At 72.9% G+C, this 26,685-nt stretch carries 25 protein-coding genes; 11 read left to right on the top strand and 14 right to left on the bottom strand.

Features of this window, described 5'->3' with window-relative positions; genetic code table 11:
- The first annotated feature begins 20 nt into the window (after positions 1-20).
- Genes LX83_RS21360 through LX83_RS21340 form a run of 5 tightly spaced genes read left to right on the top strand, consistent with a single transcriptional unit; the run spans position 21 to position 5,175 of the window.
- Positions 21-1,835, top strand: a complete 1,815-nt coding sequence (locus tag LX83_RS21360) for an ABC transporter permease (protein WP_253774117.1) — start codon at positions 21-23, stop codon at positions 1,833-1,835.
- 1 nt (position 1,836) lies between these two features.
- Positions 1,837-2,769: an ABC transporter ATP-binding protein gene (locus LX83_RS21355; protein ID WP_253774115.1), complete on the top strand. Its 933-nt coding sequence runs from the start codon at positions 1,837-1,839 to the stop codon at positions 2,767-2,769.
- Positions 2,766-3,491, top strand: coding sequence for an ABC transporter ATP-binding protein (locus tag LX83_RS21350; RefSeq protein WP_253774113.1), 726 nt, complete (start codon positions 2,766-2,768; stop codon positions 3,489-3,491). The genes LX83_RS21355 and LX83_RS21350 overlap by 4 nt, the downstream gene beginning before the upstream one ends.
- A complete protein-coding gene (locus tag LX83_RS21345) occupies positions 3,488-4,534 on the top strand; it encodes a putative FMN-dependent luciferase-like monooxygenase (RefSeq protein ID WP_253774111.1) in 1,047 nt (348 codons plus the stop codon). Before LX83_RS21350 ends, LX83_RS21345 begins: the two co-directional genes overlap by 4 nt.
- The gene (locus LX83_RS21340; RefSeq protein ID WP_253774109.1) at positions 4,531-5,175 is read left to right on the top strand and encodes a VOC family protein; all 645 of its coding nucleotides are present in this window, start codon (positions 4,531-4,533) and stop codon (positions 5,173-5,175) included. Before LX83_RS21345 ends, LX83_RS21340 begins: the two co-directional genes overlap by 4 nt.
- An 18-nt stretch (positions 5,176-5,193) precedes the next feature.
- Here LX83_RS21340 and LX83_RS21335 read toward each other — a convergent pair whose 3' ends face one another.
- The 6 genes from LX83_RS21335 to LX83_RS21310 form a co-directional block, all read right to left on the bottom strand.
- Complete coding sequence (locus tag LX83_RS21335) at positions 5,194-7,497, bottom strand: heavy metal translocating P-type ATPase (RefSeq protein ID WP_253774107.1); 2,304 nt, start codon at positions 7,495-7,497, stop codon at positions 5,194-5,196.
- A 28-nt stretch (positions 7,498-7,525) separates the two neighbouring features.
- Positions 7,526-9,421, bottom strand: coding sequence for a cytochrome c oxidase assembly protein (locus LX83_RS21330; RefSeq protein ID WP_253774105.1), 1,896 nt, complete (start codon positions 9,419-9,421; stop codon positions 7,526-7,528).
- Positions 9,422-9,505: 84 nt separating this feature from the next.
- Positions 9,506-10,711, bottom strand: a complete 1,206-nt coding sequence (locus LX83_RS21325; RefSeq protein WP_253774103.1) for an MFS transporter — start codon at positions 10,709-10,711, stop codon at positions 9,506-9,508.
- Positions 10,712-10,946: 235 nt separating this feature from the next.
- Complete coding sequence (locus LX83_RS21320; RefSeq protein ID WP_253774101.1) at positions 10,947-12,458, bottom strand: FAD-dependent monooxygenase; 1,512 nt, start codon at positions 12,456-12,458, stop codon at positions 10,947-10,949.
- Between the two features lie 17 nt (positions 12,459-12,475).
- Complete coding sequence (locus LX83_RS21315) at positions 12,476-13,033, bottom strand: TetR/AcrR family transcriptional regulator (RefSeq protein ID WP_253774222.1); 558 nt, start codon at positions 13,031-13,033, stop codon at positions 12,476-12,478.
- Positions 13,034-13,168: 135 nt separating this feature from the next.
- A complete protein-coding gene (locus tag LX83_RS21310) occupies positions 13,169-13,393 on the bottom strand; it encodes a hypothetical protein (protein ID WP_253774099.1) in 225 nt (74 codons plus the stop codon).
- Positions 13,394-13,714: 321 nt separating this feature from the next.
- On the opposite strand from LX83_RS21310, the gene LX83_RS21305 reads away from it, so the two are divergent.
- A complete protein-coding gene (locus LX83_RS21305; protein ID WP_253774097.1) occupies positions 13,715-14,989 on the top strand; it encodes a hemolysin family protein in 1,275 nt (424 codons plus the stop codon).
- A gap of 3 nt (positions 14,990-14,992) precedes the next feature.
- On the opposite strand, the gene LX83_RS37935 is transcribed toward LX83_RS21305, so the two are convergent.
- Entirely contained in the window at positions 14,993-15,391 is a 399-nt protein-coding gene (locus LX83_RS37935; RefSeq protein WP_308204016.1) for a MerR family transcriptional regulator, read from the bottom strand.
- Between the two features lie 334 nt (positions 15,392-15,725).
- On the opposite strand from LX83_RS37935, the gene LX83_RS21295 reads away from it, so the two are divergent.
- From LX83_RS21295 to LX83_RS21285, 3 genes are read left to right on the top strand one after another with little or no spacing between them, the layout of a single operon-like run.
- Positions 15,726-15,869 carry a hypothetical protein gene (locus tag LX83_RS21295; RefSeq protein ID WP_253774095.1) on the top strand — a complete coding sequence of 48 codons (144 nt, stop codon included), beginning with the start codon at positions 15,726-15,728 and terminating at the stop codon, positions 15,867-15,869.
- A 40-nt stretch (positions 15,870-15,909) separates the two neighbouring features.
- A complete protein-coding gene (locus tag LX83_RS21290; protein ID WP_253774093.1) occupies positions 15,910-16,971 on the top strand; it encodes a sporulation protein in 1,062 nt (353 codons plus the stop codon).
- 10 nt (positions 16,972-16,981) lie between these two features.
- A complete protein-coding gene (locus tag LX83_RS21285) occupies positions 16,982-17,251 on the top strand; it encodes a GlsB/YeaQ/YmgE family stress response membrane protein (protein ID WP_253774092.1) in 270 nt (89 codons plus the stop codon).
- Between the two features lie 43 nt (positions 17,252-17,294).
- Here the strand turns inward: LX83_RS21285 and LX83_RS21280 are convergent, their stop codons facing one another.
- Positions 17,295-19,304 (bottom strand): heavy metal translocating P-type ATPase, encoded by a 2,010-nt coding sequence (locus LX83_RS21280; protein WP_407649635.1) that lies wholly within the window; start codon positions 19,302-19,304, stop codon positions 17,295-17,297.
- Positions 19,305-19,412: 108 nt separating this feature from the next.
- Between LX83_RS21280 and LX83_RS21275 the strand changes: the two genes are divergently transcribed.
- Positions 19,413-19,775 carry an ArsR/SmtB family transcription factor gene (locus tag LX83_RS21275; RefSeq protein ID WP_253774090.1) on the top strand — a complete coding sequence of 121 codons (363 nt, stop codon included), beginning with the start codon at positions 19,413-19,415 and terminating at the stop codon, positions 19,773-19,775.
- A gap of 12 nt (positions 19,776-19,787) precedes the next feature.
- On the opposite strand, the gene LX83_RS21270 is transcribed toward LX83_RS21275, so the two are convergent.
- The 6 genes from LX83_RS21270 to LX83_RS21245 form a co-directional block, all read right to left on the bottom strand.
- The gene (locus LX83_RS21270) at positions 19,788-20,342 is read right to left on the bottom strand and encodes a potassium-transporting ATPase subunit C (RefSeq protein ID WP_407649634.1); all 555 of its coding nucleotides are present in this window, start codon (positions 20,340-20,342) and stop codon (positions 19,788-19,790) included.
- The gene (gene kdpB, locus LX83_RS21265) at positions 20,339-22,393 is read right to left on the bottom strand and encodes a potassium-transporting ATPase subunit KdpB (protein ID WP_308204015.1); all 2,055 of its coding nucleotides are present in this window, start codon (positions 22,391-22,393) and stop codon (positions 20,339-20,341) included. Before kdpB ends, LX83_RS21270 begins: the two co-directional genes overlap by 4 nt.
- The gene (kdpA, locus tag LX83_RS21260; RefSeq protein WP_253774088.1) at positions 22,390-24,012 is read right to left on the bottom strand and encodes a potassium-transporting ATPase subunit KdpA; all 1,623 of its coding nucleotides are present in this window, start codon (positions 24,010-24,012) and stop codon (positions 22,390-22,392) included. The genes kdpB and kdpA overlap by 4 nt, the downstream gene beginning before the upstream one ends.
- Positions 24,012-24,113, bottom strand: a complete 102-nt coding sequence (gene kdpF / locus LX83_RS21255; protein ID WP_253774085.1) for a K(+)-transporting ATPase subunit F — start codon at positions 24,111-24,113, stop codon at positions 24,012-24,014. Before kdpF ends, kdpA begins: the two co-directional genes overlap by 1 nt.
- A gap of 290 nt (positions 24,114-24,403) precedes the next feature.
- Positions 24,404-25,054: a CoA transferase subunit B gene (locus tag LX83_RS21250; protein ID WP_253774083.1), complete on the bottom strand. Its 651-nt coding sequence runs from the start codon at positions 25,052-25,054 to the stop codon at positions 24,404-24,406.
- A gap of 2 nt (positions 25,055-25,056) precedes the next feature.
- Positions 25,057-25,752 (bottom strand): CoA transferase subunit A, encoded by a 696-nt coding sequence (locus LX83_RS21245; RefSeq protein WP_253774214.1) that lies wholly within the window; start codon positions 25,750-25,752, stop codon positions 25,057-25,059.
- 163 nt (positions 25,753-25,915) lie between these two features.
- Between LX83_RS21245 and LX83_RS21240 the strand changes: the two genes are divergently transcribed.
- On the top strand, positions 25,916-26,683 hold the full coding sequence (locus tag LX83_RS21240; protein WP_253774081.1) for an IclR family transcriptional regulator: 768 nt from the start codon (positions 25,916-25,918) through the stop codon (positions 26,681-26,683).
- Positions 26,684-26,685: the final 2 nt, after the last annotated feature.

The following is a 26,685-nucleotide window of genomic DNA, read 5'->3' as shown; positions in this document are numbered from 1 at the left end:
CGGCTGGAGACGACACCGACATGCTCGACACACTGGTCGCCGGACTGGTGCACGGCAACGCCTACGCACTGGTCGCGGTCGGCATCTCACTGATCTTTGGCGTCACCCACGTGGTCAACTTCGCCCACGGCTCGGTGTTCGCCCTCGGCTCGATGCTCGGCTGGTGGCTGATCGCCGAACAGGGCTGGCCACTGTGGACGGCCATCCTCGGGGTGCTGGTCGCCACCGGGCTGCTGGGGCTGCTCATCAACGTCACCGCGGTCCGCCCGCTGAGCAAGGCACCACCGATCGCCGCGCTGCTGGCCACCGTCGCGGTGTCCCTGGTGCTGGACAACCTGTCGCAGATCGTCTTCGGCACCCAGGTGCGCGCCTTCCCCCCGGCGCTGCCCACCAACAACCTGCGCCTGGGCGGAATCCGGTTCGGCACCTCGGACCTGGTGATGTTCGCGATCACCCTCGCGGTGATGGCCGGGCTGGCCGGCTACCTGCGCTGGGCGCGCTCGGGTCTGGCGATCAGGGCCACCGCCCAGGACCCGGACGCCGCGCGGCAGATGGGCATTCCGGTGCCGCGCGTGCAGAACCTGGCGTTCGTGCTCGCGTCGGCCCTCGGCGGGCTGGCCGGGGTGTTCGTCGGCATGTACACCTCCAACATCTCGGCCACCTCGGGCGCGTCCGCGGGGCTGACCGCGTTCGTGGCCGCCACCCTCGGCGGGCTGGGCTCCATGGTGGGCGCGGTGCTCGGCGGCTTCCTGCTCGGTGTGGTCGAGGCGTTCGGCATCTCACTGTTCGGTGACGGCGTGCGCGACCTGATCACCTTCGGGGTGCTGCTGGTGGTGCTGGTGCTGCGGCCGGGCGGGCTGCTGGGCAGGGTGCCGCTGCTCAGCAAGGAGCCGATGACCGGGACCTTCCTCGGGGCGGGCCGCCCCATCCGGCTGCGCCGCTGGCAGGCGGGTCTCGCGCTGGTGCTGGCCGCGGTCGCGGTGCCGCTGCTGGCCGACGGCTACACCCTGGTGATCGGCACCCAGGTGCTGATCTACGCGATCGTCGCGGTGCCGATGACCCTGCTGTGCGGGGCGGCCGGGCAGATCACCATCGGCCAGGCCGGCCCGATCGCGGTCGGCGCCTACGCCTCGGCCCTGCTCGTCGGGTTCGCGGGCTGGCCGTTCTGGGTGTCGCTGCCCACCGCGGGGCTGGTCACCGCGGTCGTCGCCACCGTGCTGACCGCACCGGTGTGGCGGCTGCGCGGGCACTACGTGGCGATCGCGACCCTCGGGGTCGGCGCGGTCGTGGTCGCGGTGATCCGCAACTGGGACTCGTTGACCCGAGGCGGCTACGGCCTCACCGGGATCGCCCCGCCGGAGCTGTTCGGGCTGGCGATCGTCACGCCGACCGGGTTCTACCTGCTCGACCTGGCCGTGCTGGCCATCACCCTGCTGGTGGTCGTCCGGGTGACCAGGTCCCCGCTGGGCACGGTGCTGGCCGCGGTCGGCTCCGACGAGGTGGCGGCCCGCTCGGCCGGGGTGCGGGTGCGCGACTACAAGGCGCTCGCCTTCGCCATCGCCGCGTTCTTCGCCGGTGTCGCCGGTGCCCTCATGGCCCACCAGTACAGCTACATCGACCCCAGCGTGTTCACCTCGACCATGTCGCTGCTGGTGCTGACGATCATCGTGCTCGGCGGGCTCGGCTCGCCGCTGGGCGCGGTGCTCGGGGCGGTCGTGCTGGTCGGGGCGCCGGAACTGCTGCGGCTGGCGCCCGATGTGCGGATCCTCGGCTACGGCCTGCTGTTGCTGGTGATCATCCGATTCCGCCCGCAGGGCGTGCTGGTGAGGCGTTGACATGACGATCGAGACCAACAACGAACCGGACAGCGGTCCGGTCAGCGGTCCGGTCGGCGGTCCGGACACCGGTGCACCGGCCGTGGTGTTGGCCGTGGCCGGTCTGCGCCGCTCGTTCAGCGGCCTCACCGCGGTCGACGGCATCGACTTCGAGGTCAGGGCCGGCGAGGTGGTGTCGGTGATCGGGCCGAACGGGTCGGGCAAGACCACCACGCTGAACCTGGTGTCCGGGGTGATCCGGGCCGACTCCGGGCGGGTCAGCCTCGGCGGGACGCGCATCGACAGGTCCACTGTGGAGGAGATCGCCGCCGCGGGGCTCGCCCGCACCTTCCAGAACGGCAGGGTGTTCGGCGGACTCACGGTCGCGGAGAACGTCGAGGTCGGCCTGTACCCCACCCGCCGTGCCGCGCGACCGCTGCGCCGCCTGGCCCGGCTGCCGGTGCTGCGCTGGCTCGCCCTGGTGGCCGAGGTGGCGGTGGCGTTGGTGCCCACCCGCGCGGTCCGCGCGGAACAGGCCGAGGTGGCCGCGCGCGTCACCGCGCAACTGGCCCGGTTCCACGAGCGGCTGGCGCCGAGGCGGGACAACCAGGCGCACACCCTGTCCTACGCCAACCGGCGGCGCACCGAGATCGCCCGAGCCCTGGCGTCCGGGCCCCGGCTGCTGCTGTTGGACGAGCCCACCGCGGGGATGAACCAGACCGAGACCGCCGAGGTCCTCGACCAGCTGCTCGCGCTCAAGGCAGCCGGGCAGACCATGCTGCTGGTGGAGCACAAACTCGATCTGGTGATGGCGCTGTCCGACCGGGTGCTGGTGATGGACAACGGGAGGATCATCGCCGCCGGTCCACCGCACCAGGTGCGCAACGACCCCGCCGTCATCGAGGCCTACCTGGGCCGGCGGCGAGCCGGCGGCAGTTCGGAGGAAACCGCATGAGCGCCCCGCTGCTGGAACTGTCCGGTGTGGACGTCCACTACGGACAGGCAAAGGCCCTGGACCAGGTGTCCATCCAGGTCCGTCCCGGTGAGATCGTCTCGCTGCTCGGCGGCAACGCCTCGGGCAAGTCCACCACCATGAAGACCATCCTCGGCCTGGTCCGGCCCAGGGCGGGTCGGGTGCTGGTGGACGGCACCGACGTCACCTCGGCGTCGACACCGGCCCGGGTCCGGCTGGGCCTGGCCTCGGTTCCGGAGGCCCGCCGCGTCTTCGGGCAGCTGACCGTGCACGAGAACCTGCTCGCCGGCGCGTACACCCGGCGCGGTCGGGCCGCCATCGCCGAGGACGCGGCGCGGATGTACGAGTACTTCCCCCGGTTGGCCGAGCGCCGGCGCCAGGAGGCCGGCACCCTGTCCGGCGGGGAACAGCAGATGCTGGCCGTCGCCCGCGCGCTGATGAGCCGGCCGCGGCTGATCTGCATGGACGAACCGACCATGGGCCTGTCCCCGCTGTTCGTCGACAAGGTCCTGGACGAGATCGCCCGGCTCAACGCCGAACTGGGCATCGCCGTGCTGATGGTCGAGCAGCAGGCGGAACTGGCGCTGTCCATCGCGCACCGCGGCTACGTGCTGGCCACCGGCCGGATCGTGCTGGCCGGCACCGCGGCGGAGCTGCTCGGCAACCCGGCCGTGCAGGAGGCCTACCTGGGGAAGGCGGCATGAGCAAGCGACTCGGCTTCTTCACGCGGTTGACCGACCACGGCGGCGATCCCGGGGGCCCGACCGCCTACCGGCTGGCGCTGGAACAGTTCGTCGTGGCCGAACAGCTCGGCTACCAGGTGGGCTGGGTCGCCCAGCACCACTTCGACGCGGTCGAGGGCGGCCTGCCGGCCCCCCTGGTCTTCCTGTCCACTGTGGCCGCTCGCACCAGCGCGATCCGGTTGGCCACCGGGATCATCACGCTCCCGCTGGAAGACCCGATCCGGGTGGCCGAGGACGCGGCCGTGCTGGACGCGCTCTCCGGTGGCCGGCTCGAACTGGGCTTCGGCACCGGCGGCTCGCCAGCCGCCTTCGCCGCGTTCGGGCGCGACTCCTCGGCCCGCTCGGAGTTGTTCACCGCGCACTTCGACCGGGTCGTCGCGGCACTGTCCGGTGCGGAGCTGGCCGGGCCGGGTCGGGTGTTGGTGCCGCGCGGCCAGCGGCTGCTCACCGACATCTGGCAGGCGACCTTCAGCGTCCACGGTGGACGCAGGGCGGGCCTGGCCGGCACCGGCCTGCTGCTCTCCCGCACCCAGCCGCGCCCCGAGAACCAGCCGCACGCCCCGCTGGCCGAGGTGCAGGAGCCGGTGGTGCGGGCCTACCGCGCCGCGCTGCCGGCCGGCGTCCCCGCCCGGATCGGCGCGTCCCGGTCGGTGTTCGTCGGACTGGACCGGGAGAAGGTGCGCGCCGCGGCCCGAGCGGGCGTCCGCGCGTTCGCCGACCACCTCGCCGCGACCGGCCAACCGGTTCCGGCCGGCGACGAGGACGACCTGCTCACCGCGCTCGACGTCCACTGTGGAACTCCCGACGAGGTGGTCGCCACACTGCTGGCCGATCCGGTCGTCACCCAGGCCACCGACCTCATCTTCCAGGTGCACCCGGCCGACCCGGGGCAGCGTGCCACCCTGGAGTCCCTGGAACTGATCGCCACCGCGGTCGCCCCGCACCTGGGCTGGCGACCCGGTCCGGCGGCAGCGGAGGCCACCACCGAGAGGACAGCACGATGAGCGGCACCGGTGACCTCGAACCCCGACTCGACCACCTGGTCTACGCGGTGACCGACCTGGAGGCGGCGGTGGCCGAGTTCGCCGAGCGCACCGGTGTCAGCCCGGTCGAGGGCGGCCGGCACCTCGGCCGAGGCACCCGCAACCACCTGGTCGGGCTCGGCCCCACCAGCTACCTGGAGATCATCGGCCCCGACCGGGACAACCCGCCCGAGCCCGCAACGGCGGTGCCGTTCGGTCTGGACCGGCTCACCGCGCCGAAGCTGGTCACCTGGGCGGTCCGCCCCGCCGACATCGAGGCGGCGGTCGTGGCGGCCCGCCAGGCCGGCGCCGACCACGGCCCGGTCCAGCCGATGTCCCGGCGCACCCCGGACGGCGCGCTGCTGGAGTGGCGGCTCGCCTCGACCCACCCGGCGCCGCTGGCCGGGATCACCCCGTTCCTCATCGACTGGGGCGACACCCCGCACCCGGCGTCCACCGGGCTGCCCCGGGTCGAGTTGGCCGCCCTGCACGCCACCCACCCCGATCCCGCCGCCGTGCGGCGGGTCAGCGACGCCCTCGGCATCACCCTCGACGTCACCGCCGGGCCCGTCGGGCTGCGCGCCGTGCTGGTCACCCCGCGCGGCACCGTCACGCTGGACTGACCACCGGGCGCGCCGCGGTCAGTCCGGTGTGGTGGGACGGAAGTTCCGCAGGCGCAGGCTGTTGCTGACCACCAGCACCGACGACAGCGACATCGCGGCGCCGGCGATGAGCGGGTTGAGCAGGCCCAGCGCCGCCAGCGGGATGGCCGCGGCGTTGTAGCCGAAGGCCCAGGCGAGGTTGCCCCGGATGATGCCGAGGGTGCGGTTGGCCAGGGCGATGGCGTCGGGCAGGGCGTGCAGGTCGTCGCGCACCAGCACGACGTCGGCGGCGTGCACGGCGACGTCGCTGCCCCTGGCCACGGCGATGCCGAGGTCGGCGGCGGCCAGCGCGGGTCCGTCGTTGACGCCGTCGCCCACCATCGCGACCCGGTGTCCCCGCGCGCGCAGCTCGGCCACGGCGGCGACCTTCTCGGTGGGGCGCACCTCGGCCAGGACGTCGGTGACCCCGATCTCCTCGGCGACGGCGCGGGCCGACGCGGCGTTGTCCCCGGTGAGCAGCACGGTGCGCAGCCCGAGCCGGTGCAGGCGCGCGATCGCGGCGGCAGCGGTGGGTTTGACCGTGTCGCGCACGGCGATGCCGCCGACGAGCCGGCCGTCGCGGGCCACCAGCACCCCGGTGGCCGGTGCGCTCTCGCGCAGCCAGCGGTGCGCGGCCGGCGGCACCGGGACACCCAGTCCGGTCAGCAGTTCGGCGGTGCCGACCACGACGTCCACCCCGTCGACCCGGCCGCGTGCTCCCGCGCCGACCAGTGCCTCGAAGGAGTCCACCGTGGGCAGTGCCCCGGTGCCGGTCGCGGCGTGCGCGGCGACGACGGCCGGGGCGACGGGGTGTTCGGAGGCGGCTTCCACGGCGGCGGCCCAGCGCAACACGTCCACATCGGACACCCCAGCAGCTCCGGACACTTCGGACAGTTCGCAAGCTCCGGGTACTTCGGGCGACTCGGCGGGCTCGGCGAAGACCGCGGTTCGGGTGACCGACATGCGGCCGGTGGTGACGGTTCCCGTCTTGTCCAGCACGACCGTGTCCACCGCGCGGCTGGCGTCCAGCGCGTGCGGGCCCTTGATGAGCACGCCCAGCCGGGCCGCGCGCGCCACACCGACCACCAGGGCGGTGGGTGTGGCCAGGCCGAGCGCGCACGGGCAGGCGATGATCAGCACGGCGACGGCGGCGGTGAACCCGGCCCGCAGCGGGTGCCCGAGGGCCAGCCAGCCGGCGAGGGTGGCGCCGGCCAGCACGAGCACGGCGGGCACGAACACCGCGCACACCCGGTCGACGAGCCGCTGCACCTCGGCCTTGCGCTGGGTCGCCTGCTCGACCAGCGCGCTCATCTGCGCCAGCTGGGTGTTGGCGCCGACCCCGGTGGCGCGCACCACCAGCCGTCCGGTGCGGTTCACCGTCGCGCCGATCACCCGGTCGCCCGGCCCGACCTCGACCGGCACCGACTCGCCGGTCACCGCCGCGGTGTCCAGCGCCGAGCACCCGGTCACGATCTCGCCGTCCGCGGGCAGCGCCTCGCCTGGCCGGACCACGAACAGCTCGCCCACCCGGAGTTCGGCGACCGGCACGAGGTGCTCCACCCCGTCGCGCACCACCCGCGCGTCCTTGGCGGCCAGCCTGGCCAGCGCGGTGAGCAGGTCCACCGCGCCGCGCCGCGACCGGCTCTCGAAGTAGCGGCCGGCGAGCAGGAACGTGGTGACCCCGGCGGCCACGTCGAGGTAGACCGCGTCCGCGCCGGCCGCCGTGGCGCCGAACCCGAGCCAGTAGCCGGGTCCGCCCGACCCGGTGGCCAGCGACCACAGCGCCCAGCCGAACGAGGCCAGCACCCCCAGTGACACCAGGGTGTCCATACTGGACGATCCGTGCCGCAGGTTGCGCAGGGCGGCCCGGTGGAACGGCCACGCCGAGTAGGCCACCACCGGCACGGCCAGCAGCACGCACAGCGCTTCCCAGCCGGGAAAGCGCAATCCGGGCACCAGGGCCAGGGTGATCGACAGGTTGCCCAGCGGGACCGCCAGCACCGCCGCCACCACCAGCCGGCGCCGCAGGTCGGTGACGGCCGCGGCGTGCTGGGCCCGGTCGTCCTCGGCGCGGTGCCGCACCCGGGCGCGGTACCCGGCCCTGTCGACCGCGGCGACGGCATCCCGCACCCCGGTTCCCGGCGGCAGGTGCACCAGCGCGCGTTCGGTGGCGTAGTTGACCGACGCGCGCACGCCGTCGAGCGCGTTGAGGGCACGTTCGACGCGGGACGCGCACGCCGCACAGGTCATGCCGGACACGGTCAACTCGACCGGCTCGGCACACTCCGCGCTCACCGCTGTCATCGGGGGTGTTCCTCTCTCGTCTGGGTGTTCACGCCTGGTGCCGTGGCCCGGCCAGGTCGGCGAGCATCGCGTTGTAGGCGGCCAGCCGGTCGTCGGCGCCGCTGTCCACGCGCCGGTCCACCCGGGTGGCCTCGCGGCGGTCGGCCGCCGCCCACTGCGCCAGCAGCGCGATGACGACCACCAGCATCGGGATCTCCCCGGCCGCCCACGCGATCCCGCCGGCCACCCGCTGGTCGGCGAGCGGGTCGGGCACCCACGGCAGGGCCAGGTACCGGTAGTAGGTCTCGGCCACGACCGTGGGGGAGTTCATCAGGATCACGCCGAAGAAGGCGTGGAAGGGCATGACCGCGAACAGCATCCCCAACCGCGCCAGGTGCGGCAGCGGCCTCGGCGGCCGGTCCACGCCGATCACCAGCCAGTAGAAGACGTACCCGGAGACCAGGAAGTGGACGTTCATCAGCTGGTGCGCCCAGTGGTAGAACATGGCCGCGCCGAACAGCCCGGAGAAGTACAGGACGTAGAACGAGGCGACGAACCCGACCGCGGCCACCGCCGGGTGCGCGACCAGGCGCGCGACCCCGGAGTGCAGCAGGGCCACCAGCCAGCCGCGCGGCGCCCTCGGCAGGGTCCGCAGGGCCAGGGTGACCGGGCCGCCGAGCGCCAGCAGCACCGGCGCGAACATGTTCAGCACCATGTGGGCGGCCATGTGCACGCTGAACATGCCCGGCGCGTACCGGCCGATCCCCGAGGAGGACGCGACCAGCACCAGCAGGCAGCCCGCCAGCCACGCCGCGGTCCGCCGCACCGGCCAGCCAACCCCGCGCCGGCGCAGCACGCGCACCCCGGCCAGGTAGGCGCCGGCGAGCAGCACCGAGCCCAGGCCGACCAGCAGGTCGGGTCGCCAGTCCAGCAGCAGCGCGGCCGGGTCCGGTGCCGCGGTCAGCTCGTAGCCCATCAGGGACTCCGCCACCGAGGGCGGGTCGGCGGTGAACGCGGGCGGCACCAGGTGGGTCAGGGCCACCGAGCCGCCCGTGGCCACGCCCAGCGCGACCACCTCGGTGCCCACCGGCCACCGCCCGGCCCACCCTCGGCGCAGCAGCAGCACCACCGCGCACACCGTGACCTTGAGCAGCAGCAGCGCGCCGAACCCGGTGGCCAGGCCCGCCGGCCGGGCCAGCGCCAGCCCGGTCACCGCGCCGCTGAGCACCAGCACGACCAGGCACACCGCGCTCATCCGGTGGTAGCGGCGCAGCACCAGCTGCCGGTGTGGCGCGCCCGGGCGGCGCAGGAACGACCGCAGCGCCAGCAGCGCGCCCACCCACACGCCGGCGGCCGGAACGTGCCACACCATCGCGTTGGTGGCCACGTCGTGCCACGCCCCGACCGAGACGTGTCCGGCGACCACGGGTGGCAGCAGTCCCAGCACGGCCACGGCGAAGCACAGCACAGCGGCCCGCCAGGTCAGCGTCTGTCGCGCGGCCACCGCGACCACGAGGGCGAGCGCGGCCACGCACAGCCACGCCTTGGGTTCCTCGGTGGCGTCCACCAGGGCCGGGAGGTTCGCCCACACCACCCCGGGCGGCTGCCCGGACGCGTCGCCGGCCGACAGCGGCACCGCCGCCAGCGCCGCGACCACCCACACCACCGCCGCGCCGGCCGCCAGGCACACCGAGGCGAACGCGTCAGCGGACAGCCGACCGTCCGGTGTGGACGGGACCGCGAACGCGGCGAACGCCAGCGCGCCGACCACGACCACGCCGGCGGCGTCCGAGGCGAACCGGATCAGCCCGAACAGCAGCGAGGCCAGCCGTCCCGGATCGCTGTCGCCCAGCGGCGCGTGCACGTCCCCGGCCACGACCACGACCAGCAGCACGCCAGCCACCCCGATGCCGCCGGCGAGCACGGCCGCCCTGTCGATCCTCACGTCCACAGAGGTCGTACCGAGTGGACGAACAGTTCCCGCGACCTTCCCCGGCTGGTCGCGGGAAGGCGGGCGACGACCGGCCGGTCAGCCCTGTGCGGCGAAGGCGCGGGGCGCGAGCAGCACGATGAGCAGCGCGAGGACGACGAGCCCGGCCGCCACCCAGGCCACCGCAGCCAGGCCCGCGGCGTCGAGCACCCCGCCGCCGACCGCGGCGCCCGCGGCGATGCCGAAGTTGCAGGTGGCGTTGATCCACGCGCCGGCCAGGTCGGGTGAGGTCGCCCGGGCGCGCACGGCGGACGCCTGGTAGAGCGAGGAGACCGGGCCGAAGCCCGCGTTCCACGCGATGCCGGCGACGACCACGGCGCCGAGCGCGGGATACCCCAGCCCCACGCCGATGATCCCGGCCGCGATCAGGCCGACGATGACCAGGCCGCTGGCGCGCGGCCGCACGTCGAGGTGTCTGGCGGCCACCGCCAGCGTGCCGAGGCCGACCGCGCCGAACACCAGCAGCAGCGGGCCGACGCCCGTCGGCGCCGCACCTGACCGCAGCAGCAGCACGCTCACGTAGGTGAACAGCGTGTAGTGGCCCATGTAGGCGAGCGTGTTGGAGGCGATCACGGTGACCAGCCGGCGGGTGCGGCCCGGGCGGGTCTCCGCTGCCCCCGAGGCTGTCGGCACGCCCGGCAGGACCACCGCGGCGAGCACGAACGCCAGTGCCGTGCAGGCCGTCATGGCGACGAACGCCGACCGCCAGCCCAACGACGTGCCGAGCGAGACCCCCACGGGCACCCCGAGCACGAACCCGGCGGACACGCCCGCCGACGCGATCGCCAGGGCGCGGCCGGTGTGCTCCGCTGCGACCAGGCGCGTGGCGTACCCGATGCACACCGAGAAGAACAGCGCGTGGGTGATGCCGCCCAGCGCCCTGCCGACCGCCACCACCGCGAACCCCGGCGCCACGGCCACCAGGAGGTTGCTCAGCGTGTAACTGGCCAGGCTGCCCAGGAGCAGGGCCTTGCGCGGCAACCGGCGCGTCGCGATCGTCAACGGCACGGCGAGCACCGCCACCATGACCGCGTACAGGCTCACCAGCAGGCCGGCGACGGATTCGGTGACGTCGAACGCGTCCCCGATGCGCGGCAGCAGGCCCACCGGGAGCATTTCCGTGGTCACGGCCGCGAAGGAGGACAGCGTGAGCGTGAGCAGGCCGAGCCACGCTCGGCCGAGCCCCGCGCCTGTTCCTCGGCTGCCCGCGGCGTGTGCGGGAGTCCGCTGTTCGAGGTCGCGCACCGAGTTCCCCGTTCACCTGCTCGACGGTGGGCCGGAGGTCCCGATCGGACGGTCCCTCCGGGACTGCTCGTCAATGATCGTCCAGCTGTCCCCCGCTGTCGACGTCGTCCCGAAGTGCTGGACAGCACACCGGGCGAGCGTCGACAGCGGCACCAACGAGCAGCCGACCCACGTGGCTGAGAGCGCTTCCACCACCAGCGGGAACAGCGCGGGCGGCCCTCGGCGGGGCCCGGTGTCAGAGCCCCACCCGGCGGAGGTAGTCGCGCACGCGCCCGATCTCGGTGGTGACCAGGCCGAGGTAGCCGTCGGGCCGGACGAGCACGCAGGTCCCCTCGGGCACGGCGTAGGCGCGGGCCGCGTGGCCGTCGGTGTCGACCAGGTCGCCCCCTCGGGCGGCCACCGAGAACGCGGTGACGTCCGGACCGAGGTCGGGCGCTGGCGCGGCGCCGAAGCTCAGTGCGGTCCAGCGCGGCCCCGCGAAGACCTCGAACAGGCGCGTCCGGCCGCCGGACGCGGTGTGCAGCGGGGCGTCGGGAGCGCGGTCACCCGCGCGCGGGCTCCCCGGTTCGGCGCGGTCGTTGACGGCCAGCGCGCTGCCTCGGTAGGTGATGTCCAACTGGTGGATGGCGGGTGCTGATCCCGGCGGCGCGGTGGTCGCCCGGAAGCCGCGGCGGTGCAGGTCCGTGCTGACGTCGAGCACCTCGGCCGCCACCGGGAACCGCTCGTCGTGGTAGCTGTCCAGCAGTGCCTCAGGTGCGCCGCGGAGCACGGCGGCCAGCTTCCAGCCCAGGTTGTACGCGTCCTGCACGCTGGTGTTCAGGCCCTGGCCGCCGGCGGACGAGTGCACGTGCGCGGCGTCGCCGGCCAGGAACACCCGGCCGATCCGGAACCGCTCGGCCAGCCGGACGTTGATCCGGTACAGCGAGATCCACCGCAGGTCGTGCAGGCGGATGTCGGTGCGCCCGGACCGCTCGTCCAGCATCCGCTGCACCGTCGCCAGGCTCAGCTCGGGCTCGTCACCCTGGTCGACCGCGGCCACGAACTGGTAGTGGTCGCTGGCGGGCAGGTTCCACAACGAGAACCGCTTGGCCAAGTCGCCGCCGGTGAACATGTGGCAGTAGACGCCCTCGACCCCGTCGGCGCGGACATCACCGATCAGCGTCCGCTCGCTCTCCTGGGTGGTGCCCGCGAACCCGACGCCCGCGTGCTTGCGCACGAAGCTGCGGCCACCGTCGGTGCCGACCAGGAAGTCGGCCCGCACCCGCTCGGTCTCACCGTGGTGGTGGCGCAGGGTCGCGACGACACCGTCGTCGTCCTGGCTGAACTCGACCAGTTCGGTCGGCCGCTCCACCCGCCCGCCGAGCTGTTCGAGCCGGTCGCGCAGGATCGCGTCGGTCCGCCACTGCGGGATGAGCCACGGCAGCGGGTGGGGCACGTCCGGGGCCCGCCTGGGCAGCTCGGTGCCCAGCATCTCGGCCAGGCCGCGCTCCCACAGCACCGTGGTGCCCGAGTACATCCGGAACGCCGGGAACGGCGCCCCGCCCGCGAGCACGGCATCGAGCACGCCGAGGTCCTCGAACACCTCCAGGGTGCGCGGTTGCAGGCCCTTGCCGCGCGAGCCGGGGAACGGCGCCGCGGCCCTGTCGACGATCCGACAGTCGACGCCGCGGCGCGCGAGTTCGATGGCGAGCGTCAGGCCGCTGGGGCCCGCGCCGGCGATCAGCACGGAAACACGACTGGGCTTCACAGGTTCCCCCACACTGCTCAGGACCGGATCAGGGGCAGCAGCACGCGGTCGACGACCCGGTTGATGAACGCGTCGTCGAACGGCAGGTCGACGGTGAGCTGCCGCATGATCAGCGCCTCGGCCACGTCGTGCACCAGGGTGGTGTCCACCTCGGCCGGCGCCTCGCCGCGGGCGACCGCGCGCTGCAGGCACGCGGTGAACGGGGACAGCTCGTCGTCCGCCTGGTGCTCGTGCAGCGCGGCGGCCAGCACCGGGTCGTACTTGGCGGCGCTGATGAGCGCGTTCAGCAGGGCGAGGTAGCGGTCGGTCGCCTTGTCCCGCAAGGCTTCCAGCACCGCGACGAGATCGCCGCGCAGCTCACCGGTGTCCGGGATGACCAGGTTGAACTCGGCGTCGTAGGCATCCAGCGCGGCCTTCACCAACTCCGCCTTGTTGCGCCAGCGCCGGTAGATGGTGGCCTTGCTGGCGTGTGCCCGCGCCGCCACCGCGTCCACGGTCAACGCCTGGTAGCCGACCTCCCCCACCAACTCCGTGGTGGCGTCGAGGATGGCCCGTTCACGCGCCTCGCCCCGCATCGTCAACCTCGCTTCGTAGTGTACGAAACCGTACCGTACACCACGAGGGCCGCACTGGTCCCCCGAGTCGAGCAGTGGGGGTGCGGTGGGTGGAGCAGGTCCACCCACCGGTTCAGCACCGCGCGGAAACGCGCGTCACTTGGCCTGGGCGTCGAGTTCGACCAGGGCGGCGGCGAGCCGGAAGTACTTGTTGCTGCCCAGGTCGCGCACGGTCCTGATGCCGAACGCGGCGGCCAGCTTCTCGGCGTCGCCCTCGCTGACCCCGGCTAAGGCACCCACGGGCGCGTCGAGAACCTCTGTCACGCTGAGGTCCTCGTAGGCCTTGTCGAGCTGCTTGGCGAGATCCGCGGACACGGCCATGCGTCTTGCTCCTTTGCGAATCGGACTTACCGGTCAAGATCCACAATAGCCAGCCGGCACCACCCCGGGGAGCCGCGGAACGCGTTGCGGGACCGCGCGCGGAGCCCGGCCACGCCCCGCACCAGCCCCAACCGGCCCCACATGAGCTACCTCACAGCGCGCGATCACCGGAACACCGCGCGTTCACCGTCCACAGTGGAGGGACTAACCCGGTCGGTCGATCCTCCGCGTGCCTGGTCCGCCCCGGCACGCTGCTGCTTCAGCACCGGCTCGCGCCCGCCAGCTGTTAGCGTTGCCCTGCTGACGAGATTCGGAGTGTGCGTGGACGGCTACGTTTTCAACCTGGTTCTGGTGGGTGTGCTGGTCCTGGTGAACGCGCTGTTCTCCGGCAGCGAGATGGCCCTGATCTCGCTGCGCGAGGGCCAACTGCGGGCGCTGGAGCGCGATGGCCGGGCCGGCGCCGGCACGCTGGTGCGGCTGGCCCGCGACCCGAACCGGTTCCTCGCCACCATCCAGATCGGCATCACCCTCGCCGGGTTCCTGGCGTCGGCGACCGCCGCGGTGTCCCTGGCCGAGCCGCTCGTGCCCGCACTGGGCTTTCTCGGCGACGCCGCGAACGCGGTGGCCGTGGCGCTGGTGACGATCGTGCTGACGTTCGTCACCCTGGTGTTCGGCGAACTCGCGCCCAAGCGGCTGGCCATGCAGTACGCCCTGCGGTGGGCGCTGCTCGTGGCCCGTCCGCTCGACCTGCTCTCGACGATCTCCCGGCCCGTGGTGTGGGCGCTGAGCGCGTCGACCAACCTGGTGGTGCGGCTGCTCGGCGGCAACCCGCAGGCCGAGTCGGAGCAGCTGTCACCGGAGGAGTTGCGCGAGTTCGTCTCCGCCCAGCGCGGCCTGAACGCCGAGCAGCGCACGATCATCAACGGCGCGCTGGAGATCCACGAGCGCCGGCTGCGCGAGGTGCTGGTCCCCAGGCGGATGGTGTTCGCGCTGACCGCCGACACCGAGGTGAGCACAGCCCGGGCCGAACTCGCGGCGTCCGGCCACTCCCGCGCACCGGTCGCCCGGTCGGGCCACCTGGACGACGTGGTCGGCGTGGTGCACCTGCGCGACCTGCTGGCCGAACACGGTTCCCTGGTCGACGTGGTGCGGCCGGCGACCGTGTTCCCGGACTCGCTGCGGGTGTCCGACGCGCTGCGCGCCTTCAAGGCCGAGCACGAGCAGTTCGCGCTGGTGGTGGACGAGCACGGCGCGGTCGACGGCATCGTCACCCTGGAGGACCTGCTGGAGGAGATCGTCGGGGAGATCTACGACGAGACCGACCGCGATGTCATGGCGGTGCGCAGGGAGGAGGACGGGTCGCTCGTGCTGCCCGGCACCTTCCCCGTGCACGACCTGGTCGACGTGGGCGTTGAGCTGCGGGACGCGCCCGAGGGCGACTACACCACCATCGCCGGGCTGCTGCTGGTGCGGCTGAGCCGCATTCCGGATCGACCCGGCGACGTCGTGGCGCTGTCCGGCTGGACCGCGGAGGTGCTGGCGGTGGGCCACAACGCCATCACCTCGGTGCGGCTGCGCCCCACCGGGCCCCGGTAGCGGTCACAGCATGGGCAGGTCGGGCGGGATCTGCAGGGCGACGGTGATCAGCGAGTGGACCCGGGTCGCGATCGCCGCCAACAGGCCGTGGACCTCGGCCGGCGCGGTCTCGACGACCGCGTGCAGCGCCTGAAGGTCGTTGTCGATCCGGTCCAGGATGTCGGCGACCTCACCGGTGGGCGCGGTGAACGCGCTGGCGATCTCCTCCAGCGGCACGCCCTGCCCCTCCAGCCGCTGGATCAGGTGGATCCGCTCCACGTCGGCCTGCTGGTAGAGCCGGTAGTTGCCGGCGGTGCGCCGCGCGGGGGCGAGCAGGCCGAGGTTGGTGTAGTAGTCGACGGTGCGGCTGCTGACCCCGGCGCGGGCGGCCAGCTCACCGATCCTGAGCAGCGCGTCGCTCACCTGACACCACCTCCGTCCCGCCGACCGGTTCCCCGGACAAGGCCGGGCAAACCATACAGTGCTACGTGCTACTGTGAATTATGCGCGTGGACGCGGCCCCGGACGGCTGCAGTAGGTGGCCGGGTGAGACCCGGCCGTTCATCTCTTCCACCACCGCGGGTGCCCCGTGGTGATCCGCACCGGCCCGCGCGCCGCCCAGGAGTTCACCCGCGTGGGGCTCGACCGCACGGGGTCCGGTCGCACGGGGTCCGGTCGCACGGGGTTCGCCAGCAGGGGGTTCGGCCACACCGGGTTCGGCCGCGGCCGGTCGCGGCCCCGCGGTGAGCGCGGCGCGTTGACCGCCACCTCCGCCCGTTCGGCCCTCGCGCGCACGGTGTTCGGCGCGTTCGCCACCTCGCCGACGCCGGCGCTGGCAGACCTGGCGCTGGCAGACCTGACGCCGCACGCACGCCCGGCCACCACGGCCAGTCGGCACTGAGCCAACACACCCATCCCTTTTCCCGCAGAGGAGATCGCCCATGTTCAAACGCATGCTCAGCGCGTTCGGGGTCGGCGGACCGTCGGTCGACACCGTGCTGGACTCCCCGCACGCCACCCCGGGCCAGGTGGTCACCGGCCAGGTGCACATCCAGGGTGGCAGCGCCGACGCGGAGATCGGCCAGATCGTGCTGTCCCTGGTCACCCGGGTGGAAGCCGAACACGGCGACCACGAGTACGGCGGCACGGCCGAGTTCCACCGCGTGGTGGTCGGCCACTCCCTGCGGGTCGCACCAGGACAGTTGGTGTCCGTGCCGTTCTCCCTGCCGCTGCCGTGGGAAACGCCGATCACCGCGGTGGGCTCGGCCCACCTGCACGGCATGACCGTGGGCGTGCACACCGAACTGGTCGTCGCCGGCGCCCCGGACAAGGGCGACCTCGACCCCATCGCGGTGCACCCGCTGCCGGCGCAGGAACGCGTGCTGGACGCGTTCGGGGAGCTGGGTTTCCGCTTCCGCCGCGCGGACGTGGAAATGGGCCGCCTGCACGGTGTGCCCCAGGACATCGGCTTCTACCAGGAGATCGAGTTCGTCCCGCCCGCCCAGTTCGCCGGGCGGATCAACGAGGTCGAGCTGACCTTCGTCGCCAACCCGCACGAGCTGTACGTGGTGTTGGAGGCGGACAAGCGCGGCGGGATGTTCAGCTCGGGCGGTGACTCGTTCGGCCACTTCCGACTGTCCCACCAGGACGCGGTGCACGCGGACTGGACCGGGCTGATCGGCCAGTGGCTCAGCCAGGTCGCCGAGCGCGGCGGGCACTCCGCGTTCGGCGGCGGGTACGCCGAGCACGGCCACAACCCGGCGTTCGGCGGGCACTCCCCCGAGTACGGCCACGCCGGTTACCCCCAGCACGGTTACCCCCAGCACGGCTACGAGCACCACGGCTACGAGCACCACGAGCGCCGGGGGCCGGGCGTGGGTGGCATCGTCGCCGGCGCCGCGGCCGGTTTCGTCGGCGGCATGGTCGTCGGTGAGGTGCTGGACGAGGTGTTCGACGGCGACGAGGGCGGCGAGGACTTCGCCTTCGGTGAGTTCGAGGAGTGAGGGAACAGCGATGGCGATATCCGGAGTGATCAGCGCCCTGATCGTGGGCTTGGTCATCGGGGCACTGGGTCGTCTTGTGGTGCCTGGCAAACAGCGGATCCCGATCTGGCTGACCATCGCCATCGGCGTGGTGGCCGCGATCATCGGCACGCTCGTCGCCAACGCGCTCGGCGTGGGTGACACCAGGGGCGTCGACTGGATCGAGATCATCGTGCAGGTGGCGCTGGCCGCCGCGGGCGTGAGCATCGCCGCGGGTGTCTACCGCAGGTCCACCCGCTGACCGGTCGGGCTGGGCCGGAGCCGCCACCTCCGGCCCAGCCCGGTCACGCTGACCGGCCCGCTCGGCTCGCCCGCCGCCAGGCGGCACCGCGCAGCAGGCGCAGGCCGTTCAGTCCAACCAGGACGGTGGAGCCCTCGTGCCCGGCCACGCCCAGCGGCAGCGGCAGGTTCCCGACCAGGTCCCAGACCACCAGGCCGGTGATGACGGTGGCGGCGATGACGAGGTTGGCGGTCACCACGCGGCGGGCCCGGCGGGACAGCGCGATCACCGTGGGAATGGCGCTCAGGTCGTCGCGGACCACCACGGCGTCGGCGGTGCGCAGGGTGAGGTCCGAGCCCACCCCGCCCATGGCGATGCCGGTGTCGGCGGTGGCCAGGGCGGGCGCGTCGTTGATGCCGTCACCGACCACCGCCACCCGCTGTCCGTCGGCCTGGAACGCGGCCACGGCCGCGACCTTGTCGTCGGGCAGCAGCCCCGCCCGCACCTCGGTGATGCCGACCTCGCGGGCGCGCTGGGCGGCGGTGGTGTGGTTGTCCCCGGTGAGCAGCACCGGCGGGGCCGAGGTGAGCCGGGCCAGCGCCGCCACGGCGCCGGCGGCTTCCGGCCGCAGCTGGTCGAGGATGCCGAGCACGCCCACCGGACGCTGGTCGCGCAGCACCACCACCGCGGTTCGGCCCCGCTGCTCCAGCGCCCGCACGGCGGTGCGGGCGTCCGTGTCCGCTCCGGCCGCTGCCTCCTCGTCCGGCTGGGCCGTGGCCAGCAGCGCGGCGGGCGAGCCCACCTGGACCAGGTGGCCCTCGACCCGGGCGGTGACGCCCCGGCCGGGCAGCGCCGCGAACCCGTGGGCCTCGGGCAGTGCCAGGCCGCGCTGGCGGGCGGCGGCCACGACCGCCGCGGCCAGCGGGTGTTCACTGGCGTGTTCGGCCGCCGCGGCCAGCCGCAGCACGTCGTCCTCGGTGAGCTGACCACCGGGCAGCACGCGGATGTCGGCGAGTTCGGGGACGCCCCGGGTCAGCGTGCCGGTCTTGTCGACGGCGACCAGGGTGGTGGCGCCGAGTTGTTCCATCACCACCGCGGACTTGACCAGCACGCCGTGCCGGCCGGCGTTGGCGATCGCGGCGAGCAGCGGCGGCATCGTGGCCAGCACGACCGCGCACGGTGAGGCCACGATCATGAACGTCATCGCGCGCAGCAGGGAGTCCCGCAGCGGCTCGCCCCACAGCAGGGGGAGCGCGAACAGCGCCACGGTGGCCGCGACCATGCCGACCGAGTAGCGCTGCTCGACCCGTTCGATGAACAGCTGGGTCCTGGCCTTGGTCTGGCTGGCCTGCTCGACCATGCCGGCGATCCGGGCCAGCACGGTGTGCTCGGCGCCGCGGTCCACCCGCACCCGCAGCGTGCCGGTGCCGTTGAGGGTGCCGGCCAGGACCTCGTCGCCCACGTGCTTGTCCACCGGGAGGGGTTCGCCGGTGAGGGTGGCCTGGTCGACCTCGCTGGCGCCGCCCACCACGACCCCGTCCGCGCCGATGCGCTCACCGGGGCGGACCAGCACCACGTCGCCGACCCGCAGCTCGGCCGAGGGCACGGTCCGCTCCTGGCCGTCGGGGCCCAGCAGGGTGGCGGTGTCCGGGGCGAGGTGCAGCAGGCCGCGCACCGCGTCCTCGGTGCGGGCGGTGGCCAGCGCCTCCAGCGCCCCGGAGGTGGCGAAGATGACGATCAGCAGGGCGCCGTCCACGACCTGGCCGATCGCGGCCGCGCCGAGCGCCGCCGCCACCATCAGCAGGTCCACGTCCAGCGTCTTCTCCCGCAGCGCCCGCAGTCCGGCCAGCGCCGGCTCCCAGCCGCCGGCCGCGTAGCAGGCCAGGTACAGCGCCCACCACAGCCAGCTCGGCCCGCCGAGCAGGTGGGTGGCCAGCCCGGCAAGGAACAGGGCCAGCGCGGCGGCGGCCCAGCGCGGCTCCGGCAGCGCGAACAGCCGGGTGCGCCACGCCGCGGCCGGGCCAGGGCGGGCCAGGCGCGGGAGATCACGGGTGTCGGTGGCGGGAGCGCTCACGGGGAAACCTCCGGACGCGACGGGAGCCAGGGCAGCACACCGCCGACGATAGCAGAACAGATGAACATGTCTTCATCTATTCCACATCACTGGAGTATCCTGTGCGCTGTGGGACACGGGGTCGAAGGACGCGATCGCCCGGTGGCGAACCTGGACGCCGACGCGGCGGCCACGGTGGCGGCCACCCTCCAGGCACTGGCCACCCCGAGCCGGCTGCTGATCCTCACCCAGCTCCGCCAGGGCCCGCGCGCGGTGACCGAGCTGGCCGAGGCCGTGGGCATGGAGCAGTCCGCCGTGTCCCACCAGTTGCGGCTGCTGCGCAACCTCGGCCTGGTCACCGGCACCCGGCAGGGCCGCAGCATCGTCTACAGCCTCTACGACACCCACGTCGCCCAACTGCTCGACGAAGCCGTCTACCACGTCGAGCACCTGCGACTCGGACTCGTCGACCGCCCCGACCGCGCCGGCTGACCCGCCGGGCCGCTACCCCGCCGCGTCGAGCGCGCGGTTGAGCGCGGTGACGTTGACGCCGGGCTCGCCGAGGAACCCGAGGCCGCGTCCGTCGGTGTTGGCGGCGACCAGTTCCCGCACCCGCTCGACGGTCAGCCCGTTGGCCCGGGCCACCCTGGGCACCTGGAGTTCGGCGTAGGCGGTGCTGATGTGCGGGTCCAGACCCGAGGCCGACGCGGTGACCGCGTCCTCGGGCACCCGGTCCTCGGACACGCCCTCCCGCTGGGCGACGGCGGTGCGGCGCTCGGCGATCACCGCGTCGTAGTCGGCGTTGTGCTCGCCCTTGTTGGAGCCGCCGGACGCGGGCAGGGTGGCGGCGGAGGGCCGCGGCTGGAACCACCGCTCGCCGTCGCGGGCCACGGCCACCCGGGTGGTGTCGGCGGCCTCGGCGTTGGCGCGCAGCCCGGGCAGCCGGCTCACGCCCCAGACGGCGACCGGGTAGAGGACTCCGGTGATCACGGTGAGCACCAGCAGGACGCGCAGTCCGGCCAGGGCCTGGTTGATGACGTTCTTCACGGCGTGGGTCACCCGATTCCGGGGATGAGACGGACGAGCAGGTCGATGAGCCAGATCCCGGCGAACGGCGTGACGATGCCGCCCAGCCCGTAGATCAGCAGGTTGCGCCGCAGCAGGGCGGACGCGCTGGCCGGCCGGTAGCGCACCCCGCGCAGGGCCAGCGGGATCAACGCGATGATGATCAGCGCGTTGAAGATCACCGCGGACAGGATCGCCGACTGCGGCGAGCCGAGGCGCATGATGTTGAGCCTGTCCAGCTGCGGGTAGATCGCGGCGAACATGGCCGGCAGGATGGCGAAGTACTTCGCCAGGTCGTTGGCCACGCTGAAGGTGGTCAACGCGCCCCGGGTGATCAGCAGCTGCTTGCCGATCTCCACGATCTCGATCAGCTTGGTGGGATCGGAGTCCAGGTCCACCATGTTGCCGGCCTCCTTGGCGGCCGACGTGCCGGTGTTCATGGCCACGCCCACGTCCGACTGGGCCAGTGCCGGGGCGTCGTTGGTGCCGTCGCCGGTCATCGCGACCAGCTTGCCGCCCTCCTGCTCGCGGCGGATCAGCGCCATCTTGTCCTCGGGCTTGGCCTCGGCCAGGTAGTCGTCCACCCCGGCCTGCGCGGCGATGGCCTTGGCGGTCAACGGGTTGTCGCCGGTGACCATGACCGTGCGGATGCCCATCGCGCGCAGTTCGGCGAACCGCTCCCGCATCCCTGGTTTGACCACATCGGACAGTCGGATCACGCCGAGCACCACGTCGTCCTCGGCCACCACCAGCGGGGTGCCGCCCTGCGCGCTGATCTCGTCGACGACCCGCCGAGTCTGCTCGGACAGCGCGAAGGCGCTCGCGGCGCCCTTGCGGACGCGTCGGCCGTCCAGGTCGATGCCGCTCATCCGGGTCTGCGCGGTGAACGGCACGAACTCACCGGTGCGCTCGTGCGCGCTGGGCTCGGGCGAGCGGCCGTGCGCGGTGGCGCACAGCTCGACCACGCTGCGGCCCTCGGGCGTCTCGTCGGCCAGACTGGACAGCCGGGCCGCGTCCACCAGGCGGTCCAGGTCGGTGCCGCCGGTGGGGATGAGTTCGGTGGCGCGGCGGTTGCCCCAGGTGATCGTGCCGGTCTTGTCCAGCAGCAGCGTGTCCACATCGCCGGCGGCCTCCACCGCCTTGCCTGAGGTGGCCAGCACGTTGCGCTGCACCAGCCGGTCCATCCCGGCGATGCCGATCGCCGACAGCAGCGCGCCGATGGTGGTGGGGATCAGGCAGACCAGCAGCGCGGTCAGCACGATCACCGACTGCTGTCCACCGGAGTAGACCGCGAACGGCTGCAACGCCACCACCGCGAGCAGGAAGATGATGGTCAGCGTGGACAGCAGGATGGTCAGCGCGATCTCGTTGGGCGTCTTCTGCCGCTGGGCGCCCTCCACCAACGCGATCATCCGGTCCACGAAGGACTCGCCGGGCCTGCTGGTGATCCGGACGACGATCCGGTCGGAGAGCACGGTGGTGCCGCCGGTCACCGCGGACCGGTCGCCACCGGACTCGCGGATCACCGGCGCGGACTCACCGGTGATGGCCGACTCGTCCACCGTGGCGATGCCCTCCACCACGTCACCGTCGCCGGGGATGACCTCACCGGCCTCGACCACCACCAGGTCGCCGACGGTCAGCTCGGTGCCGGGGATGGTGCGCCCGTCGGTGAGCCGGGCCATCGCGTCCTTCTTGGTGCGGCGCAACGAGTCCGCCTGCGCCTTGCCCCGCCCCTCGGCCACGGCCTCGGCCAGGTTGGCGAACAGCACGGTGAACCACAGCCACACCGCCACGCTGATGGTGAACACGCTCGGCTCGCCGATCGCGAACACCGTGACCAGCAGCGAACCGACCCAGACCACGAACATGACCGGGTTGCGCAGCTGGTGGCGCGGGTTGAGCTTGCGCAGCGCGTCCGGCAGCGAGGTGAGCAGCTGACGCGGGTTGAACACCCCGCCGGCGACCTGGTGGCCCAGGTTCTGGGCGTGCCGCTCCCGGGTCTGCTCGGGGGTGCGCCGGGGGCGTTGGTCGGTGGTGGTCACAGCAGGGCCTCCGCGATGGGACCGAGAGCGAGAGCGGGAACGAAGGTGAGTGCGGCGACCAGCACGACGCTGCCGGCGAGCAGGCTGGCGAACAGCGGACCGGTGGTGGGCAGGGTTCCCGCGGTGGCGGGCACCTTCTTCTGCGCGGCCAGCGCACCGGCCAGGCACAGCACCGCGACGATGGGCACGAACCGGCCCAGGGCCATGCACACGCCCAGGGACGCCTGGAACCAGTCGCTGGTGACGGTGATGCCGGCGAAGGCACTGCCGTTGTTGTTCGACGCCGAGGCGTAGGCGTAGAGGATCTCCGACAGCCCGTGCGCACCGGGGTTGTTCAGCGCGCCCTGGGTACCGGGCAGCACCGCGGCGATGCCCGCGCCGAGCAGCAGCACCGTGGGCATGGCCAGAATGGACACCGCGGCCGCGGTCACCTCCCGCCGCCCCAGCTTCTTGCCCAGGTACTCCGGCGTGCGGCCGACCATCAGGCCGGCCAGGAACATGGCGATGACCGCCATCACCAGGATGCTGTACAGGCCGGTGCCCACCCCGCCCGGGGTCATCTCCCCGAACAGCATGTTCAGCAGCGCGGCACCGCCGCCCAGGCCGGTGAAGCTGTCGTGCATCGCGTTCACCGCGCCGGTGGACGTGCCCGTGGTGGCGTTGGCGAACAGCGCCGAGGAGGGGATGCCGAAGCGGAGTTCCTTGCCCTCCAACGGCCGCAGCCCGTTCGCCTCGGCGACCCAGATCACCGCCAGCATGGCCGTCCACAGCGCACCCATCACCGACAGCAGCACGTAGCCCTGCCTGCGGTCGCCCACCAGGGTGCCGAACGTGCGGGTCATCGACACCGGGATCAGCAGGATCAGGAAGATCTCGATCAGGTTGGTCCAGCCGTTGGGGTTCTCGAACGGGTGTGCCGAGTTCGCGTTCAGCACGCCACCGCCGTTGGTGCCCAGTTCCTTGATGACCTCCTGGCTGGCCACCGGGGCGATCGCCACGGTCTGGCCGTCAACGTCCACTCCGGACCGAAAGCTCATCGCCACACCGAGGGCGACCAGCACGACGGCGAACACGAACGCCACGGGCAGCAGCACGCGGATGGTGCCGCGCACCAGGTCCACCCAGAAGTTGCCCAGCCGGTCGGTGGCCTGGCGGGTGAATCCGCGCACCACCGCGATCGCCACGGCCATGCCCACGGCCGCGGACACGAAGTTCTGCACGGTGAGCCCGATCAGCTGGACGGTGTGGCCCATGACCGTCTCGGGCACGTAGGACTGCCAGTTGGTGTTGGTCACGAAGCTGACCGCGGTGTTGAACGCCATGCCCGGTGGCACGTTGCCCCGGTCGTAGGCGAACGGCAGCACCGACTGGACGCGTTGCAGCACGTACAGCAGTGCGATGCCGACGAACGAGAAACCCAGCACGCCCAGCGCGTAGGTGCCCCACCGCTGTTCGGAGTCGGGGTTGACGCGAGCGAGGCGGTAGATCACCCGCTCCACCCGGGAGTGCGTGGTGCGCGTGTACACCCGGGCCAGGTAGTCACCGAACGGCCGGTAGGCCGCGGCGAGCGCGGCGACGAGCAGGCCGACCTGGAGCAGGCCGGCCACAGTGGACGACATCAGAACTTCTCCGGCCTGATCAGCGCGACGAACAGGTACCCGATCAACAGCAGGGCGAGCACGCCACCCACGGCGTTCGCCAGCACACCCGTGCCACTCACAGCTTCTCCAGACCGCGCACGCCCAGCGCCAGCAGCACGAAGACACCGATCAGCAGCACCGCGTAGGCCAGATCGGCCATGAGCGTGCTCCCTTCCGAACTACCGGGCCGCCATCCGGCGACGGCCCGTGACGCGGAAAGGTTGCATCAGCAAGAAGAGGTCGGAGTCGAGCCTGACGTGGCCTTGACTCCCCCGCTCGGGTCCCTTACGCGACCTTGACGGTCGGGTGATCTGCCTCTCGTCCCCCTCGGGTCGCGCCAGCCGTGTCCACTGTGGCCGGCGCCACCCGGTCAGCTCCGGCCGGGCACCCCGGACACCGCGATCGGCGCGGCCGTCCTGTCCTGGACCTCGCTCGGCGACACGCCGGGCGCGGTGTCGACCAGGCGCAGCCCGTCCGGTGTGACGTCGAGGACGGCGAGGTCGGTGATGATCCGGTGCACCACGCGCGCCCCGGTCAGCGGCAGGGTGCACCGCCGCACGATCTTGGGGCTGCCGTCCTTGGTGAGGTGGTCGGTGAGGACCACGACGCGCCTGGTGCCCGCCACTAGGTCCATCGCCCCGCCCATGCCCTTGACGAGCGCACCGGGCACCGTCCAGTTGGCCAGGTCCCCGTTGGCGCCGACCTGGAGCGCGCCCAGGATCGCGATGTCGATGTGCCCGCCGCGGATCATGGCGAAGGAGGTGGCCGAGTCGAAGAAGCTCCCGCCCGGGTTGACGGTGACGGTCTGCTTGCCCGCGTTGATCAGGTCCGCGTCCTCCTCGCCCGCGAGCGGGAACGGACCCAGCCCGAGGATGCCGTTCTCGCTCTGCAGGGTGACCTCGACCCCGGCCGGCACGTGGTTGGCGACCAGGGTGGGAATGCCGATGCCCAGGTTGACGTAGTCACCGTCGCGCAGCTCGCGCGCGGCGATGGCGGCCATCTCGTCCCGTGTCCACGCCATGATCACACCTCCACTGTGGATCGCACGGTGCGCTGCTCGATCTCCTTGACCCGCTCCCGCGCCGCGGTCAGCCGGTTGACGAACACGCCGGGGGTGACGACGTGGTCCGGATCGATGAACCCGTCGAGCACGACCTCCGCCTCGGCGACGCTGACCCGGCCGCACATCGCCACCAGCGGGTTGAAGTTGCGCGCGGCGTAGCGGTAGGTCAGGTTGCCGGCGCGGTCGGCGGTGTGCGCGTGCACCAGCGACAGGTCGGCGACGATGCCGCGCTCCAGCACGTGGGTCACCCCGTCGAACTCGGCGTGCGGCTTGCCCTCGGCCACCGGCGTGCCCACCCCGGTCCGGGTGTAGAAGGCGGGAATCCCGGATCCGCCGGCGCGCATCCGCTCGGCGAGGGTGCCCTGCGGCACGAACTCCACGTCCAGTTCGCCGTCCAGGTACTGCTGGGCGAACAGCTTGTTCTCCCCCACGTAGGAGGCCACCACCCTGCGCACCTGGCGGTTCTCCAGGAGCAGCCCCAGGCCCTTGCCGTCGACGCCCATGTTGTTCGACACGATCGTCAGATCACGCACCCCGGAGTCCCGCACGGCCTCGATGAGGTCGTTCGGGTTGCCGCTGAGGCCGAAACCGCCCACCGCGATGGTGATCCCGTCGGTGAGCACGTCCCGGAGCGCGTCAGCGGCACTGCTGAACATCCTGACCACAGGCTCTTCTCCTGCCGTTCAACCAATGAGCACTGCGGGAATTCAACGGTCGGGCCTGGTACCGGTCAAGCCGCGAACCTCCCTGGAGCGCAAAGCTCTCGCGTGGTGAACAACCCGGGGCGAGGCGTTCACTGAGTGGACATATGCTCGTTGGGTGACCTCTCCTCCCGAGCACGTGGCCGGCCGGATCGCCGCGCTGCTGCGGGCCCTGTCCCGCTTCCCCGACACCGGCGCGTCCACCTCGCAGCTCGCGCGGTCCACCGGGCTGGCCCGACCGACCGCGCACCGGCTGCTCACCGCGCTCGCGGCCGAGGGCTACGTGGACCGCGACCAGCGCGGCGGCGCGTGGTACCTCGGCCCGGAGCTGTACCTGCTGGGCGAGGTCGCCGCCCAGCGCTACGACGTCACCCAGCACGCGCGCGCCAGCGTGCGCAGGCTGGCGGCGGCGACCGGGGAGAGCGCGTTCTTCTCCGCCCGCCGCGGCGAGGAGACCGTGTGCCTGCTGCGCGAGGACGGCGACTTCCCGATCCGGTCGTTCGTGCTGCACGAGGGGGCCCGGTTCCCGCTCGGTGTGGTCTCGGCCGGCCTGGTCGTGCTCGCCCTGCTGCCCGACCCGGAGATCGACGACTACCTGCGCCGGGTCGATCTCACCGCGCGCTACGGCCCGGCGCACCGGCCGGACGCCGTGCGGGAGCGGATCGCCCGCACCCGCGAACTCGGCTACGCCGTGAACCCCGGCCTGGTCGTCGAGGGCAGCTGGGGCATGGCCGCGGCGGTCTTCGACCGGGCCGGCGCGCCCGCCTGGGCACTGACCCTCACCGGGGTGGAGTCGCGCTTCCGCGACCACCGCCGCCCGGAGCTGGGCGCCCTGCTGCTCAAGGAGGCCCACCAGCTGACCCGCGCCCTGGCGGCCCACGCCTAGGG

The sequence above is a fragment of the Goodfellowiella coeruleoviolacea genome (genome assembly GCF_024171785.1).
Taxonomy (GTDB): Bacteria; Actinomycetota; Actinomycetes; order Mycobacteriales; family Pseudonocardiaceae; genus Goodfellowiella; species Goodfellowiella coeruleoviolacea.
This window is presented reverse-complemented; position numbering and strand designations above follow the sequence as displayed.

Bases quoted from the DNA above. Each gene is read 5' to 3' on its own strand.
- LX83_RS21310 (WP_253774099.1), bottom strand. From the start codon at position 13,393: ATGGCCGTGTCCGCGGATCTCGCCAAGCAGCTCGACAAGGCCTACGAG.
- LX83_RS21285 (WP_253774092.1), top strand. From the start codon at position 16,982: ATGGCGATATCCGGAGTGATCAGCGCCCTGATCGTGGGCTTGGTCATC.
- LX83_RS21350 (WP_253774113.1), top strand. From the start codon at position 2,766: ATGAGCGCCCCGCTGCTGGAACTGTCCGGTGTGGACGTCCACTACGGA.
- LX83_RS21360 (WP_253774117.1), top strand. From the start codon at position 21: ATGCTCGACACACTGGTCGCCGGACTGGTGCACGGCAACGCCTACGCA.
- LX83_RS21345 (WP_253774111.1), top strand. From the start codon at position 3,488: ATGAGCAAGCGACTCGGCTTCTTCACGCGGTTGACCGACCACGGCGGC.
- LX83_RS21355 (WP_253774115.1), top strand. From the start codon at position 1,837: ATGACGATCGAGACCAACAACGAACCGGACAGCGGTCCGGTCAGCGGT.
- kdpA (WP_253774088.1), bottom strand. From the start codon at position 24,012: ATGTCGTCCACTGTGGCCGGCCTGCTCCAGGTCGGCCTGCTCGTCGCC.
- LX83_RS21315 (WP_253774222.1), bottom strand. From the start codon at position 13,033: ATGCGGGGCGAGGCGCGTGAACGGGCCATCCTCGACGCCACCACGGAG.
- LX83_RS21245 (WP_253774214.1), bottom strand. From the start codon at position 25,752: ATGTTCAGCAGTGCCGCTGACGCGCTCCGGGACGTGCTCACCGACGGG.
- LX83_RS21290 (WP_253774093.1), top strand. From the start codon at position 15,910: ATGTTCAAACGCATGCTCAGCGCGTTCGGGGTCGGCGGACCGTCGGTC.
- LX83_RS21250 (WP_253774083.1), bottom strand. From the start codon at position 25,054: ATGGCGTGGACACGGGACGAGATGGCCGCCATCGCCGCGCGCGAGCTG.
- LX83_RS21340 (WP_253774109.1), top strand. From the start codon at position 4,531: ATGAGCGGCACCGGTGACCTCGAACCCCGACTCGACCACCTGGTCTAC.
- LX83_RS21335 (WP_253774107.1), bottom strand. From the start codon at position 7,497: ATGACAGCGGTGAGCGCGGAGTGTGCCGAGCCGGTCGAGTTGACCGTG.